Source organism: Faecalibacterium hattorii (assembly GCF_003287455.1).
In the GTDB taxonomy this organism is placed as follows: Bacteria; Bacillota; Clostridia; order Oscillospirales; family Ruminococcaceae; genus Faecalibacterium; species Faecalibacterium hattorii.
In genome coordinates, this window is sequence record NZ_PRLC01000010.1 from 1 (window position 1) to 15,206 (window position 15,206).

14 protein-coding genes and 1 rRNA gene are annotated in these 15,206 nt (G+C 61.8%); 13 read left to right on the plus strand and 2 right to left on the minus strand.

Features of this window, described 5'->3' with window-relative positions; genetic code table 11:
* Positions 1-16 precede the first annotated feature (16 nt).
* Positions 17-133: ribosomal RNA gene (gene rrf, locus C4N23_RS07850) — 5S ribosomal RNA — on the plus strand.
* Between the two features lie 213 nt (positions 134-346).
* On the opposite strand, the gene fba is transcribed toward rrf, so the two are convergent.
* Positions 347-1,210, minus strand: a complete 864-nt coding sequence (gene fba, locus C4N23_RS07855) for a class II fructose-1,6-bisphosphate aldolase (protein ID WP_055189543.1) — start codon at positions 1,208-1,210, stop codon at positions 347-349.
* Positions 1,211-1,363: 153 nt separating this feature from the next.
* Here fba and C4N23_RS14025 point away from each other — a divergent pair, with 153 nt between their 5' ends.
* The 5 genes from C4N23_RS14025 to C4N23_RS07875 all read left to right on the plus strand — a co-directional run bounded on the left by C4N23_RS14025 (position 1,364) and on the right by C4N23_RS07875 (position 7,550).
* Positions 1,364-1,741, plus strand: a complete 378-nt coding sequence (locus tag C4N23_RS14025; RefSeq protein WP_181567095.1) for a hypothetical protein — start codon at positions 1,364-1,366, stop codon at positions 1,739-1,741.
* 85 nt (positions 1,742-1,826) lie between these two features.
* Positions 1,827-2,633 (plus strand): 23S rRNA (guanosine(2251)-2'-O)-methyltransferase RlmB, encoded by an 807-nt coding sequence (rlmB, locus tag C4N23_RS07860; protein ID WP_242983753.1) that lies wholly within the window; start codon positions 1,827-1,829, stop codon positions 2,631-2,633.
* 43 nt (positions 2,634-2,676) lie between these two features.
* A complete protein-coding gene (locus tag C4N23_RS07865; RefSeq protein WP_112145273.1) occupies positions 2,677-5,409 on the plus strand; it encodes an HAD family hydrolase in 2,733 nt (910 codons plus the stop codon).
* Between the two features lie 135 nt (positions 5,410-5,544).
* Positions 5,545-6,084 carry a rubrerythrin gene (gene rbr / locus C4N23_RS07870; RefSeq protein WP_097840001.1) on the plus strand — a complete coding sequence of 180 codons (540 nt, stop codon included), beginning with the start codon at positions 5,545-5,547 and terminating at the stop codon, positions 6,082-6,084.
* A gap of 491 nt (positions 6,085-6,575) precedes the next feature.
* Positions 6,576-7,550 carry an Ig-like domain-containing protein gene (locus tag C4N23_RS07875; RefSeq protein ID WP_112145275.1) on the plus strand — a complete coding sequence of 325 codons (975 nt, stop codon included), beginning with the start codon at positions 6,576-6,578 and terminating at the stop codon, positions 7,548-7,550.
* Positions 7,551-7,742: 192 nt separating this feature from the next.
* Here the strand turns inward: C4N23_RS07875 and C4N23_RS14030 are convergent, their stop codons facing one another.
* Complete coding sequence (locus C4N23_RS14030; RefSeq protein ID WP_155515291.1) at positions 7,743-7,904, minus strand: hypothetical protein; 162 nt, start codon at positions 7,902-7,904, stop codon at positions 7,743-7,745.
* Between the two features lie 114 nt (positions 7,905-8,018).
* Between C4N23_RS14030 and C4N23_RS07885 the strand changes: the two genes are divergently transcribed.
* The 7 genes from C4N23_RS07885 (at position 8,019) to C4N23_RS07915 (ending at position 15,148) form a co-directional block, all read left to right on the plus strand.
* On the plus strand, positions 8,019-8,966 hold the full coding sequence (locus C4N23_RS07885) for a ribonuclease Z (RefSeq protein ID WP_112145279.1): 948 nt from the start codon (positions 8,019-8,021) through the stop codon (positions 8,964-8,966).
* Positions 8,963-10,294 carry a CCA tRNA nucleotidyltransferase gene (locus tag C4N23_RS07890; RefSeq protein WP_242983754.1) on the plus strand — a complete coding sequence of 444 codons (1,332 nt, stop codon included), beginning with the start codon at positions 8,963-8,965 and terminating at the stop codon, positions 10,292-10,294. Before C4N23_RS07885 ends, C4N23_RS07890 begins: the two co-directional genes overlap by 4 nt.
* Before the next feature lie 67 nt (positions 10,295-10,361).
* Positions 10,362-11,468: a tRNA 2-thiouridine(34) synthase MnmA gene (mnmA, locus tag C4N23_RS07895; protein WP_112145282.1), complete on the plus strand. Its 1,107-nt coding sequence runs from the start codon at positions 10,362-10,364 to the stop codon at positions 11,466-11,468.
* An 11-nt stretch (positions 11,469-11,479) separates the two neighbouring features.
* Positions 11,480-12,250, plus strand: a complete 771-nt coding sequence (locus tag C4N23_RS07900; RefSeq protein ID WP_112145284.1) for a tRNA threonylcarbamoyladenosine dehydratase — start codon at positions 11,480-11,482, stop codon at positions 12,248-12,250.
* 179 nt (positions 12,251-12,429) lie between these two features.
* Positions 12,430-13,317, plus strand: coding sequence for a putative manganese transporter (locus C4N23_RS07905; RefSeq protein ID WP_112145286.1), 888 nt, complete (start codon positions 12,430-12,432; stop codon positions 13,315-13,317).
* A 96-nt stretch (positions 13,318-13,413) separates the two neighbouring features.
* Positions 13,414-14,304, plus strand: a complete 891-nt coding sequence (locus C4N23_RS07910) for an HAD family hydrolase (protein ID WP_112145288.1) — start codon at positions 13,414-13,416, stop codon at positions 14,302-14,304.
* 220 nt (positions 14,305-14,524) lie between these two features.
* Positions 14,525-15,148, plus strand: coding sequence for a 5-bromo-4-chloroindolyl phosphate hydrolysis family protein (locus tag C4N23_RS07915; RefSeq protein ID WP_055189563.1), 624 nt, complete (start codon positions 14,525-14,527; stop codon positions 15,146-15,148).
* The last annotated feature ends 58 nt before the right edge of the window (positions 15,149-15,206 follow it).

The window sequence follows — 15,206 nt, forward strand, 5'->3', positions numbered from 1 at the left end:
CTGAACCAGTCATATGGTCGGTGACGATGACGGTGAGGTTCCACCTGTTCCCATTCCGAACACAGAAGTTAAGCTCACTCGTGCCCAAGATAGTTCGCTGGAAACGGCGCGTGAAAATAGGTAGTCGCCGACTTGAACGAAACGCTTCAGGATTTCTCCTGAGGCGTTTTTTGTTGCACCTTGGAAGGGATTTCGGAACCGGTCCGTTTCGTATCGGTTCTTATTCCAGCGCTGCGGGACAAGAAATCCTATAAAATATCTTCAGACGCACAAAAAGCGGCCCCGCCGCGTTGGACTTCCAACGTAAGCGGGGCCGCTGTGTTGTTCTTTGGTGGAGTGGGAAGACTTAGCCCTTGCCGGCGCAGCCGAACAGCTCGATCTTCTCCTTGCACTTGTCAATGATGGCCTGAGCGCCGGGAGCCAGCAGCTTGCGGGGGTCGAAGCCCTTGCCCTGCTGATCCTTGCCAGCCTCGATATACTTGCGGGTGGCCTCAGCGAAGACCAGCTGGCACTCGGTGTTGATGTTGATCTTGGAGACGCCGAGGCTGATGGCCTTTGCGATCATCTCGTCGGGGATGCCGGTGCCGCCGTGCAGGACCAGAGGAATGTTATTGGTGGCCTTGTGGATGCGGTCCAGAGCCTCGAAGTCCAGACCCTTCCAGTTGGCCGGGTAGACACCGTGGATGTTGCCGATGCCGGCTGCGAGGAAGTCGATACCCAGAGCGGTGATCTTTGCACACTCCTCGGGGTCTGCGATCTCGCCGGCACCCACGACGCCGTCCTCCACGCCGCCGATGGAACCGACCTCGGCCTCGATGCTCAGGCCCTTGGAATGTGCCAGAGCAACCAGCTCCTTGGTCTTCTCAACGTTCTCCTCGATGGAGTAGTGGCTGCCATCGAACATGATGGAGGAGAAGCCAGCCTCGACACAGGCCTTGCAGCCCTCATAGGTGCCGTGGTCCAGATGCAGAGCAACGGGAACCGTGATGCCCATGGAATCGACCATGGCGCTGACCATGGCGGCAACGGTCTTGAAGCCGGTCATGTACTTGCCAGCACCCTCGGAGACGCCGAGGATGACGGGGCTCTTCATTTCTTCGCAAGCAGTCAGGACTGCCTTGGTCCACTCCAGATTGTTGATGTTGAACTGAGGCACACCATAGTGGCCATCACGTGCTTTGATCAACATTTCGGTTGCATTTACCAACATTATTCATTACCTCCGCTAATTGAGTATCATTGGGGTGAAAAGTCGTTTGAGAATGCGACTTTGCGTATCCTTTAACGAACCTGTAAGGTTAGTATACCCCAAACAAGTGATAAAATCAATCCGAATTTTCAACACGGATTCACATTCGTCAAAATGATGTTGGAGATTGTAGCAAAATGTGAGAACGGGCTGTTCAAAAAACTGTCATATTTCCGACTTGAAATTTACAAAAAGTACGGCGCGCTTCACACCGCAAAAATCAAAACCGTTGAAAACCCGGTGGAAAGTGTGGAATTCCACCCGAAAAGTAGGCGCGGGCACTGGATTTTTGAACATTTTCCACGGACTTTTCAACATGTGGAAAAGATCGAGGGGATTTACAAAGTGTATATGGACTCGAATGTGGAAAACTTTTGCCGAAGAAAAAATTACAGAGAAAATGCCCACACTTTGCCCGGACAAAATTCCGGTGCAGAAAAAACCGGGAATTCTATAGCAAAGAACCGCATATTATGGTATACTTCAAGATGAATTCCTGTCGAATTCGCTGAACCATGAAATCCTGAGGATGCGGCCGGTTCCGGGTGCATCTTGTCATAAACGGAAGGAGAACACAATGGACGAACAGAAAATGCCGCGCCGCCCCCGCCGCGACCACGACGGAGAGCAGCCGCAGAAGAGCGAGAGCCTCGTTTACGGTAAAAATCCCGTGACCGAGCTGCTCAAGAGCGGCTCCGGCGTGGACACCGTGCTGCTGGCGGAGGGGATGGCCCCGGCTGTGGCCGCCTACTTTACCGCCATGGCCAAAGAGGCCGGTGCCACCGTCAAGCGGGTGCACCCCAATAAGCTGCGGCTGATGACCGGCACGGAGAGCCATCAGGGCGTGGCGGCGTTCGCCAGCGAGATCGAATACGCCTCGGTGGAAGACTTGCTGGCTGCCGCCAAGGCGAAGGGCGAGCCGCCCTTCCTCGTGCTGAGCGACGGCATCGAGGACCCGCACAATCTGGGCGCGGTGATGCGCTCGGCGCTGCTGTGCGGTGCCCACGGCATCGTCATCCCCAAGCGGGGCGGCGCATCCGTGACCCCCACCGTCATCAAGTCCAGCGCCGGTGCGGCGGAGCGTCTGCCTGTGGCCCGCGTGGCCAACATCGGCGAGACCATCCGCCGCCTCAAGGAGCAGGGCGTCTTCGTGTACTGTGCCGACATGGACGGCGTGCCCCTGCGCAAGAACAACCTCACCGGCCCCATCGCACTGGTGCTGGGCAGCGAGGGCAGCGGCGTTTCGCAACTGGTGAAGAAGCTCTGCGACGGCGTGGTGCGGCTGGATATGGCCGCACAGGGCACCGGCGTGGACAGCTTCAACGTCTCGGTGGCGGCTGGTATCATCCTGTATGAGATCCAGAGCCAGCGCGCCGGAGAGTAGAACGCGGACAGAACCGCAATTGATTCGCAGGGAGGGATAAGGCATGCCGAAGAATGACAAACGCATGAACGGCTTTGAGAATACACACCCGGAGGACCTTGCAGCAAAGGAAGAAAAATTCCGTACCTTTTTCAGCACCAGTGTGGCGCAGGTGCCAGACGAGATGAAGCGCCGCGATGACGACCAGAAAAATCCGGATACCGGAAAGCCCGGCATCCTGAGCCGCCTCCTTGGCCGGGCCAAGGAGGAAGCCGCTGCCGAGCCGGCAGAGGAACCCAAGGCGCAGCCGCAGGAGCTGCCGCCGACGGGGGAGATCCGGCTGGGCGGCGAGGAAGAGGCAGCAGAGCCGGAGGCGGATCTGGAATTGGCGGCAGACTTCTTTGCCCCGGAAACGCCCGCACAGACCCCGGCAGCGCCGGAAGCAAGACCTGCCCCGGCCCCCAAGGCCGCCGCGCCCGCTGCCCCGAAGCCGGAGAAGCCCGCCGCACCCAAGCTGGAAAAGAACTATGTGCGCGGCCCGCTGACCCCGCAGGAGCAGAAAGAGCAGAGCGAGATGCAGGAGCTCAAGGCCCTGCTCTTCCCAGAGACGCCGCCCGCCAAGGCTGAAAAGCCGATGGAGGTGAAGAACGCCCCGCAGGAAGTGCTGGGCGTGGAGACGGAGGCGCTGGAGGACGAGGAAAAGGCCGCCCAGCCGCCGCTGCCGAAGATGGTCTTCGCCGAGGACGTCGCGCGGGCCGAAAAGGCTGCAGCCACGGCCCCGGCAGCTCCCAAAGCCGAGCCGGAGGAGCCTACGAAACCCTTCCGCTTTTTCGGCGTGGGCGACGACGAGAACGCCCCTGCCGCCCCCACCCGTGAAACGGCCCCCAGCATCGACGACAGCATGAGCCTCCCGCTGGTCGGGATGGACGATACCGCCCCCATCGAGGTGACTGCAGCAGAAGCCGAGGCGGGAACGGAGGCCAAGCCGGAAACGGCTGCTCCGGCTTCCACAGAAACGCCCGCCGAAACGCCGGACGCCCCGGCAGAAGCGGCTCCCGAAGAGGAAGCGGTCCCCGAAACGCCCGAACAGGTGGGCGACAAGCTGCATAAAATGGGCGCGGAGCTGACCCTGCGCTGCGTGCTCAGCGGCATTCTGGCCGTGGTGCTGCTCCACTTCGGTCTTGTGGCGGCGGGGCTGCTGGCCCCTATCGCCTCGCTGGACCCGGCGGTGGCTCCGGCGGCTTTCTACGCCGCGAACCTCTTGATACTGGCGGCGGCGCTGGCCGTGGCTTACCCCGTCCTGCGGGACGGTCTGAGCGGCCTGAAAAAAGAGAACCGCCCCAGTGCGGACACGATGCCCGCGCTGGCGGCGTGCGGTGCGGCGCTGGAAGCCGTCATCGCGCTGCTCAATGCCCAGAATTATCAGAACTCCCGCTGGACGCTGCTTTCCGGCATCGCGGCGCTGGGGCTGTTCATGGCCCTGCTGGGCAGCCGGGTGATGCTGGCTGCCGTGCAGAACGGCTATGACCTCGCCACCAAGGATCCCGAAGGCTTGCAGGGAGCGCTCCGGGTCAAGGATAAAGACCTGATCCGGGTGCTGGCCCGCAGCCTCGACCAGAAGGACCCGTGGGTCCTGCTCAGCCGCCCCGTTCAGTGGGACGAGGCGCTAGTGGAGCAGAGCTTCGGCGAGCGGGCCAGCGAGCGCCGCGCCCGCAAGACGGCATACATCCTGCTGGGTGCGTCGGTGCTCAGCGGCTTGGTGTTCCTGCTGTTCGGCGGCGGGCTCAACGGCATGGCTGCGGCCATAGCCGCCATGCTCTGCATGGGCGCCCCCCTCTCGTCCACCTTGGTGGCGGGCCTTGCCTCCCTGCGGCTCCAGAAGACCGCTGCCGCCGCCGGTGCTGTGGTGCCCGGCTGGGCGGCCATTGAGGAGCTGGGCGGCGTGGACACTGTGCAGGTGGACGCCGACGAGCTCTTCACCACCGATAGCGTGAGCCTCGAAGACATCCGCATCTTCAAGGGCGGCCGGATCGATCGGGCCATCCTCTACGCGGCCAGCATCCTGAACCAGAGCTGCGAGACCCTGCGTGGGCTGTTCCGCCAGATCATCGAGGACCGGACGGACATCCTCTACCCGGTCAAGGATCTGGAAGTCCACCACGGCCTCGGCTTTGCGGCGTGGTGCGATAACAACCGCATCCTGATCGGCAACCGCGCCTACATGGAGCGGGAGGGCGTCCCGGTGCCCGAAAAGGAATACGAGGACGAGCACTCCAAGAACGGCTCGTTGCAGATCTTGTATCTGGCCGTGTCCGGCAGTCTGCACGCCATGTTCGTGCTGCGGTACACCGGCGGCCGGAACGCCGCCCGCGGGCTGGAAGTGCTCCAGCGGGAGAACATCCGCCTCCTCGTCACCTGCGAGGACCCCAGCCTGACCGCCAAGCACATCACTGAGGCCTACCATCTGCCGGAGGGGATGATCACCCTGCTGGAACAGGATCAGTGCGAAGCGCTGGCGGCCCCTTCCGAGCCGGAGAACGCTGCCCGCTGCTGTATGCTGCACGACAAGGGCTTCGTCAGCCTCATCGGCGGTCTGCGTGCCGCCGAACAGGCTCAGAATGCCGAGACGACGGCCACCACCGTTCAGCTCGTGTCGGTCTGGTTCTCGGTGGCCATTGGCGCCCTGCTGACCTATGCGGGCAGCATCGGCACGCTGTCGGTGGCGGCAGTGCTGATGTATCAGGCTGCATGGAGTGCCCTCAGCCTTGCCGTCTGCGCTCTGAAACAGCATAACTGAAAATGATTCTTAAAATAAATAGGAACTGTTCTTGATTTTGAGCGGGAGTTCTGGTATACTATTCTCAGAAAGAACGCCCCGGCATCTGCCCCGGCGGCGACGCAATACACACATTCTGATAAGGAGAGTATGCATATGGAACTGAAAGGCACCAAGACCGAGAAAAACCTGTGGGAAGCGTTTGCGGGCGAGAGCCAAGCGCGGAACAAGTACACCTTCTTCGCTAGCGTGGCAAAGAAGGAAGGCTACGAGCAGCTGGCCGCAATCTTCGAAGAGACCGCTGCCAACGAAAAGGAGCACGCTAAGATGTGGTTCAAGGCCCTGCACGGCGGCTCTGTGCCCGACACCATGACCTGCCTTGAGATGGCAGCGGGCGGCGAGCACGACGAGTGGACTGAGATGTACCCCCGCATGGCGAAAGAGGCCAAGGAGGAGGGCTTCCCCCAGCTGGCCGCCCTCTTCACCATGGTGGCCCAGATCGAGAAGGAGCACGAAGAGCGCTACCGCGAGCTGGCCGAGAACCTGAAGAACAACAAGGTCTTTGCCCGCGAGGAGCAGCAGGTCTGGCAGTGCCGGAACTGCGGCTATACCTACATCGGCAAGTCTGCTCCCCTCAAGTGCCCCGTCTGCGCACATCCCCAGAGCTATTTTGAGCTGAAGAAGCATAACTACTAAGAGTTTGGAAAAGGTTGTCAAACTCCCCAGTCACGGCTTTGCCGTGCCAGCCCCCTCTGGGAGGGGGCCTTGGCGTAACGGGAAAGCTGTGAAAGCCTCCCTCCATGAGGGCGGTGTCATCGCATAAGCGGCGACAGAGGGAGTTTGGCAGCCTTTTTGTTGCAATCGGGCAAACAGTATGTCATAATTTGAGCAAAGAATACAGAGAGGAGTGGCACGGACAGCCTCTACGGCGAGCTGTGGAACGCACAGGCCCAGTATGATACGAAGGAACCGGCGTAAAAGACCGGCGGAAGTTTGCACAAAATTCCCACAAAAAAACTATACGTTCCACCAAAAAGCGGCGCGAATTGTGAACTCTTCGGGCGAACGGCTTGAAAAGAATCGGAATCCTGTGTACAATGAATCGAAAGTGAGCCGAATCATGCGGCAAAACGTACCGAGTTGCGGGATCCTATGAATGCAGCCAAAAAGGAGGGACGTTCGACCCTATGAAGTTTTCTGTTTCCAACGCGGGGCGGGCGCTCTGCGCAGTGGTGCTGGGGGCGATGCTGGCCGCGGCCCCCCTGACGGCCTACGCCGCACCCAGTGCACAGACCGGCTCCACCAAGCTTGCACTGGAAGTGACCGAGATGGAGCTGGAGATCACCGCAGACGACCCGCGCCCCAAGGCGTATCTGTACACCGGCGGGCAGAGCGATTATTATTTCATCGTCTGGATGAGCAGCAACCCCAGTGTCGCCACCGTAGACGGTGACGGCAAGGTGACGGCCCGCAGCGTGGGCACGGCTACCATCACGGCCATCTCCGACCACGGCGAGCGGGCGGCCTGTAAGGTGACGGTCACCCGCAAGGGCGAGGAGGCCGAAGCCCAAAAGCCCGCCCTGAGTGAGACGAGCCTGAACCTTGTGCAGCAGTACAACGAGCTGCACCCGTCCAAGCAGCTGACGCTCCAGAACAGCGACCACTCGTTCATCTATGTCTATCAGTGGCGCAGCAGCGACCCCAACATCGCCTCGGTGGATGATAAGGGCAATGTCACGGCCCAGAACCCCGGCACGGCCACCATCACGGCCTTTGCCTCCAACGGTCAGGCCCTGCGCTGTGCCGTAACCGTCACCTCCGATGTGGGCAAGGTGACGCTGAACAAGACCGACCTGCTGCTCAGGACTGTGGGCAGCAAGGAGGCCCTTGCTGCCACAGTCGCCGTGGAAAGCGGCGGCAGCGTGCCGATCACATGGGTCAGTAGCAATCCGGGCGTCGCCACTGTGGACACCAACGGCGTTGTGACCGCCGTGGCCGACGGCGAGGCGAAGATCACCGCCCTTTCCCCCAGCGGCCGGTTCGCAGTCTGCACGGTGGTGGTCGGCCTTGCGGGCGACAAATACACCACCGAGGAGGACCTTGCGGACGAGCTCAAGCTCCCCGAACCCTACGTGGCGGTAAGGTTGAATAGACTGACATAAAAAATAGGTGCACCGGCAGGTTCCTGCTCGATGCACCTATTTCGTTTTATGCAGACGAAACCGTTCTGCCAAGGGCTCTCCTGAGAGGAAAGCCGGCCCGAAGCGCCATAGGTGCGCATCACTTCGCGGCGGAAGGGCTTCTGCTCATAGCTGACCTTGACCATGTACATCTTAATATTCACGGAAAAATTTTCACGCCCCCGGCAGGAACAGCATCGTCCCCCGCACGGCCATCAGGGGATGGTACGCGCAGCTGAACAGCCCGGCTGCCGCGGCCAGCACCACCGCGCTCAACAGCAGCAGCGGGACCAGCCGGAAGCGGGAATGCGGGCGGGAGCCTTGTTTGCGCTGCATCAAACGCCCCTCCTTCCAAGCGATGATCTTGCCCCAGCCTATGCCGCGCCGGGGCCGATTGTGCGCGGCGGCGAAGTGTGGTACACTAAAGGGGAACGATACGGAGGAGTTTTTATGCTGACCATTACACTGCTGGGCACGGCGGCCACCATGCCCCTGCCCGACCGGGCCCTGACGGCGGCGGCAGCCGAATGCGGGGGGCACAGTCTGCTCTTTGACTGCGGCGAGGGCACCCAAGCGGCGGCCCGCCGCGCCGGGGTCAACCTGATGAAGCTGGACGCCATCTGCCTGACCCACTACCATGGCGACCACATCTTCGGCTTGCCGGGTCTGCTGCAGACGCTGGGCTGCCAGAACCGGGAAAAGCCGCTGACCCTTTTCGGCCCGGCGGAGGGGATGGCCCCGGTGTGGGCGGCGCTCCACGCGCTGACCGGGCCGCTGCCCTACCCGGTGCGCGTCGCGCCGGTCCTGCCGGAGGCAGACTCCATCCCGCTGGAAACGCTGGCGGCGGGCTGGCCGGCGGGGGCCGTGCTGCGGCCCTTCTCCACCAAGCACCGCGTCCCCAGCCGGGGCTACCGGCTGGAGCTGCCCCGCGCGGGCCGGTTCGACCCCGCCAAGGCCAAGGCGCTGGGCGTCCCGGTGCCGCAGTGGAAGCTGCTGCAGCGGGGTGAGAGCATCCCACTGGAAAACGGGAAGATCATCGAGCCTTCGCAGGTCCTTGGAGCGCCGCGCAAAGGCCTGAGCGTTGTCTTCTCCGGCGACACCGCCCCCTGCACCGGGCTGGAACAGGCCGCGCAGGGCACCGACCTGCTCCTCTGTGATGCCACCTACCCGGACGACAGCTATCTTGCCCAAGCGAAGCAGTACGGCCACAGCACCTTTTTGCAGGACGCTGGGCTGGCGGCCCGGGCCGGGGCAAAGCGGCTGTGGCTGACCCACTATTCGCCCATCATCACCAACCCGGAGGAGGCCCGCCCGGCTGCAGCAGCCCTCTTCCCGCCTGTGGAGTGCGGTTTTGACGGCAAACAGATTATTTTGCAATACGACGAGGAAACTTCATGAGAGCAGAACCCATTTTCATCCCACTGGACGAGGGGGCGGCATCCCTGCTGGACCGTCTCCATGCAGCGGGCCACGCGGCCTACGCCGTGGGCGGCTGCGTCCGGGACAGTCTGCTGAGCCTTGTCCCCCACGACTGGGACCTGTGCACCAGCGCCACCCCTGCCGAGGTACTGGCCCTCTTCGGGGAGGAGCACTGCATCCCCACCGGCTTGCAGCACGGCACCGTGACCATCAAATCCCACGGAAATTTATACGAGACCACGACGTTCCGCACCGAAGGTGCCTATTCGGATGGCCGCCACCCGGACGCGGTGCACTTTGTGCCGGACGTGAAGGAAGACCTTGCCCGGCGGGATTTTACCATCAATGCCATGGCCTACAGCGCCGAGGAGGGGCTCATCGACCCCTTCGGCGGGCGGGCGGACCTTGCGGCGGGCATCGTCCGGGCCGTGGGGGAGCCGGAGCGCCGGTTCGAGGAGGACGCCCTGCGCATCCTGCGGCTCTACCGGTTCGCGGCGCGGTTCGGCTTCGCCCTCGACCCGGCCACCGGGGAGGCGGCCAAGGCGCTGAGCCGCCATCTGGACTGCGTGTCCGCCGAGCGGATCGCCGAGGAGCTGAGCCGTCTGCTGGCGGCACCAAAGCCCGGCACCTATCTGGAACCGGCGGTGCTGGCGGTGCTCTTCCCGGAGCTGAATCTGGAAATGCTTCCTGAGATCTGCCGTATCATCGACGCTTTGACGCCGGGCATGGAACACTTTCCCGTCCGGCTGGCGGCGCTTCTCTGCCCGCTGGGAGAAGCCGGTGTGCGGGACGCATTGAAGCGGCTCAAAGTTTCCAATGCGCTGGCTGAAAACGTTACAGTGCTGGTTCGGGAGTGTCCGAAGCTTCTTCCTCAGACACGAATCGGGCCATTCCATTGCCCGCCCTATTGCCTTCGGCAACAGGGTCCCACCCACCGGACGGTCTTCGGAAAAACTTCGGACACCCCCGCGGAAGAGTCTGTGCAAATTCAGACCAAGCGCATTTTGGGACGGTATGACCTGCACACCGTGGAACAAATGGATGCGCTCTGCGGGGCGATCTGCCCGGAAAGGGCGGCGGACTTTGCCGCACAGGCGGCGCTGGCCCGGCAACTGGAAGCCGAAAGCGTCTGCTGCCGGGTGAACCAGCTGGCCGTGAATGGCCGGGACCTGATGGCGGCGGGCGTCGCGCCGGGGCCGGGACTGCGCCGGGTGCTGGAAGGGCTGCTGGAGCAGGTCATCACCGGCCGCCTCCCCAACGAGAAAGCGGCCCTGCTGGCCGCTGCGGCGCAATTTTCTGCGTCTTGACAAGAGAAAGAACGTGCGGTAGTATTATAACTACTGTTTTAGTATGTTTTAGAGCAAGAGGAATAAAATGACAGAGACAATACAGACAAACCGTCCCGGTGCCCTCATCGCCATGAGCGGCGGCGTGGACAGCTCGGTGGCGGCGTGGCTGATGCAGCAGAAGGGATACGACTGCACCGGCATCACCATGCGGCTCACCCGGAACGAGACGCTGGGTCAGTCCGGCTTCCACACCTGCTGCTCGGAAAAGGATATCGAGGACGCCGCCGAGGTGGCCTATGCGATGGATATTCCCTATGAGGTGCTGGATTTCACCGCCGATTTCCGGGAGAAGATCATCGAAAAATTCATCCGGGTCTATGAGGCGGGCGGCACCCCCAACCCCTGCATCGACTGCAACAAGTATATGAAGTTCGACCACCTGCTCCGCTGGGCGAAGGAGCACGGGATGGAGTATGTCGTCACCGGCCACTACGCCCGCGTCGAGCAGGGCGAGGCCACTGGCCGCTGGCTGCTGAAAAAAGGCCTTGATGAAGGAAAAGATCAGAGCTATGTGCTTTATAATCTGACACAGGAACAACTGGCCCATGTGCGGCTGCCGCTGGGGGCACTCCACAAGACCGAAGTGCGCGCCATTGCCGAACAGCAGCATTTCATCAACGCCCGCAAGCACGACAGTCAGGATATCTGCTTTGTGCCGAACGGCGACTATGAGAAGTTCATGGAGGATTTCACCGGCAAGCACTACCCGGACGGGGACTTCCTCGATACCGAGGGCCGGAAGGTGGGCACCCACAAGGGCGCGGTGCGGTATACCATCGGCCAACGGAAGGGCCTTGGCCTTGCCATGGGTGCGCCGGTCTACGTCTGCGCCAAGGATATGGAGGCCAACACCGTCACCGTCGGCCCGGAAGAGCTGCTGTTCGACCGCATCGTGTATGCCGACGAGGTGAACTGGATCGCCATCCCGGCGCTGACCGAGCCGCTGCGGGTCACGGCCCGCACCCGGTATCACCAGACCGAGCAGCCCGCCACCGTCTACCCGGCGGGGGAGGACGGCTTCCGGCTGGAATTCGATGAGCCTCAGCGCGCCCCCACTGCGGGACAGGCCGTGGTGCTGTATCAGGGGGATGTCGTCCTTGGCGGCGGCACGATCAAGAGTGTGGAAAAATAAGGAGTGTATTTATGCAGGATCAATATTCCCGCACCCAGATGCTGCTGGGGAAGGAAGCAATGGAAAAGCTGCACGGTTCCCGTGTGGCAGTGTTTGGCATCGGCGGCGTGGGCGGCTATACCGTGGAGGCGCTGGCCCGCAGCGGTGTGGGTGCGCTGGACCTCATCGACGACGACAAGGTCTGCCTGACCAACCTGAACCGTCAGATCGTGGCCACCCGCAAGACGGTGGGCCAGTACAAGGTGGATGTGGCGGAACAGCGCATCCATGACATCGACCCCAACATCAAGGTCACGACTTACAAGACCTTCTTCACCCCCGAAACGCAGGATCAGTTCGACTTTACCCAGTACGACTATGTGGTGGACGCCATCGACACCGTCACCGGCAAGATCGCCCTTGTGGTCAAGGCCAAGGAGGCGGGCACCCCCATCATCTGCGCCATGGGCGCGGGCAACAAGATGGACCCCACCCGCTTTGAGGTGACGGACATCTACAAGACCTCCGTCTGCCCGCTGGCCAAGGTCATGCGCTCCGAGTGCCGCAAGCGGAAGATCAAGCACCTGAAGGTCGTCTATTCCAAGGAGCCCGCCATGACCCCCATCGAGGATGATTCCATCAGCTGCAAGAATCACTGCATCTGCCCGCCGGGCACCCAGCGCAAGTGCACCGTCCGCCGCTCGGTCCCCGGTTCCAACGCCTTTGTGCCCTCCGTCGCCGGCCTCATCATCGGCGGCGAGGTCGTCAAGGATCTGGTGGGATTTGTGCCCCTGAAAGGTTAAGCAGCCAAAAAAGTCCGCGAAAGCGGACTTTTTTGCTGGCTAAAACAAATTTGCAATCTTTTGGCAAATTCCTCTTGCAATTTGCTTCCAAACCGTGTATAATCTCCTTTGCATGAAAACGCAACCTACTTGCAATTTAAAAAACTGAAGCACCGTGCTGGTGCAAGGAGACCCCGGTTATGGAACTGTTTTTGGATGTATTGAGCGAGAGCTTTGTGGATACCGTCAAGATGCTCCCGTTCTTGTTTTTGGCTTACCTGTTCATCGAATATGTGGAGCACCGCCACGGCGAGCGCATCGAAGCGGTGCTGGAGAGCAGCGGCCGGTGGGGTGCCATCCCGGCGGCGCTGCTGGGCTGTGTGCCCCAGTGCGGATTTTCCGCCATTGCATCGAACTTTTATGCGTCCCGCGTCATCTCGCTGGGCACGCTGATCGCGGTCTTCCTCGCCACCAGCGACGAAGCCGTGCCGCTGCTGGTCTCGATGCCCGCCTACTGGGATAAGCTGGTGCTGTTGATGGTCATCAAGGTCCTCTACGCCATTGCGGTGGGCCTTGTGCTGGACTTCGTCCTGCGCGGCGTCCTGCCAAGATCCCTGCGCGGCGGCTATACCGGCAATGCCGACGAGATCGACTGCCACGAGACCCACGACGACGAGGAGGGCCACCAGCGCCCCATCTGGCAGGCGGCTCTGCGGCATACGCTGGAGATCTTCGCCTTCATCTTCCTGTTCAGCGTTCTCTTCGGCCTCATCGTCGAGGGCGTGGGCGAGGATGTCTTCGCCGATTTCCTCGGCCAAATGGGCTTCTTCCAGCCGGTCTTCTCCGCGCTGGTGGGCCTCATTCCCAACTGTGCGGCCAGCGTTCTGCTGACCCAGCTCTACGTGGAGGGCGCCCTCCGCTTTTCCAGCCTTGTGGCGGGCCTGTGCACCGGCGCGGGCGTGGGTCTGGCGGTGCTGTGGCGCGCCAACCCCTCGTGGAAGCAGAACCTCTTCATCACCGGCCTGACATGGGCCGCCGGTGCCGCCGTCGGCGTCGGCATCCAGCTCGTTGTGGCGCTGGTTGGCTGACCCCTGAAAATCGTTTGCGAACAGCCGTCCTGAAATTGCTCAGGGCGGCTTTTTGTGGTATACTGAACTATATTACGAGATTTAAGGGAGAATACCATGCAATATCAACTTCTGGCCAGCGATTTCGACAATACGCTTGTGCCGTTCGGGGAACCAAAGCCTCGCCCGGCGGTGGTCAAGGCCGTGAAAAAGCTTCAGGCGGCGGGCGGCAGATTCGTGCTCAGCACCGGGCGCGGCTACTGCGTCGTCCATAAGGAGCAGCTGGGCGGCATCCGGTTCGATTATGCCATCACCTGCAACGGGGCCTGTGTCGTGGACAAAAACGGCACCATCGTGGCCGAGCACCCGCTGACCAACGAGGAAATGTACGCTCTCGTGGATTTCTGCGAGGACTATAACTACCCGCTCCAGTTCAACTACCGGGACGCCTATTACGCCTACTGCGAGTACGACGCCCTGAAAGGTTTTTACGATGCCATGCCGAAAAGCGGCCTGACCTGCCTCGACGGGGAGGATCAGGACCGCCACCTCATCGATATGCCCCATGCGGCCTTCGTGGTCATGCCGCCGCAGGAGCTGGCCCATTTCAACGAGAAGTTCGGCCACCTGAACCTCCACTTCATGCAGGTGGGCGGCGTCGGGAAGGACGGCTGGTGCTGTTACGACGTCGTGCGCGGCGGGATGGATAAGGGCGTGGGCCTTGCCGACCTGTGCGAGAAGATCGGCCTGACGCTGGCCGATGCCGTGGCGGCGGGCGACTCCGCCAACGATGTGGGGATGCTGAAGGCTGCGGGCCTCGGCTGCTGCATGTCCAACGGCACCCCCGACGCCAAGGCCGCAGCCGACCGGGTCATCGGGGATGTGCGGGAGGACGGCCTTGCCGCCCTCATCGAGGAGCTGTGGTTCGACGGCCCCAAGGCGGAACCCTCCGGCCGGGACCTCGGCTCCGCGTGGGGCGAGATGGAAAAGGCGGGCGTGTCCGAATGAGCTTTGCGCCGGTCTACGATGTGCGCAGCCGACCCTCATCCTTGGAACATGGCCCAGCCCGAAACGCCGCGAAGCCAGCGCTCTGCCGCAGACGAAAAGGGCAAGGCCGTTAAAACTTGATTTCGAAGCTGTAAATTATTCGTGAAACCCTTGCGTTTTTTCCAAAAGGCTTTATTATGGAACATACAGGGAGTGACCCTCCCGGACAAGGAGTCGAAAGATGAGCAAGATCATTCGCACTTCAAAACCCAGCGTCCTGCCGTGGTATGCAGCGGCGCTGGTGTTTGCGGTGCTCTGCGCGGCGCTTCCGGTCTATAAGCTCTGGGCGCTGCTGGCGGCGCTGGGCGGGGCCTGTGCGGCCTTTGGTGCCGCGAAAAAATTCTGCCCGCCCCGTGTGGTGGAGACGGAAGTGCCCTTCCACACCGGCGTGGACGATGTGGACGCGATGCTGACCGAGATGCAGAAGCAGCTGGATACCCTCCACGCCCTGAACGAAGCTCTGCCGGAGCCGAACCTCTCGGCGGCCATGACGCGGATGGAAAAGGCGGGCCGCTCCATCGTCGAGACGGTGGAAGCCGCCCCCGCCAAGGCCAAGCAGGTGCGCCGGTTCGCGAACTATTACCTGCCCGACGCCGTGAACGTTTTGCAGCAGTACGCGAAGCTCGCCAAGCAGGGCGTCCGGGGAGAAAACGCAGCGGCCATCCGCGCGGAGGTGGAGCACAACGCTTCCTCCATCGCGACGGCCTTCGAAAACCAGCTCGATGCCCTCTATGCGGCGGAGAGCATGGACCTCTCGGCTGACCTGACCGTTTTGCAGAATATGCTCAAGGGCCAAGGCCTATAACGTTTGCAGAAAATTGCGCAAGCCGTTTGGCGGGCGCTGTTGGAATTGGAAAGGACGG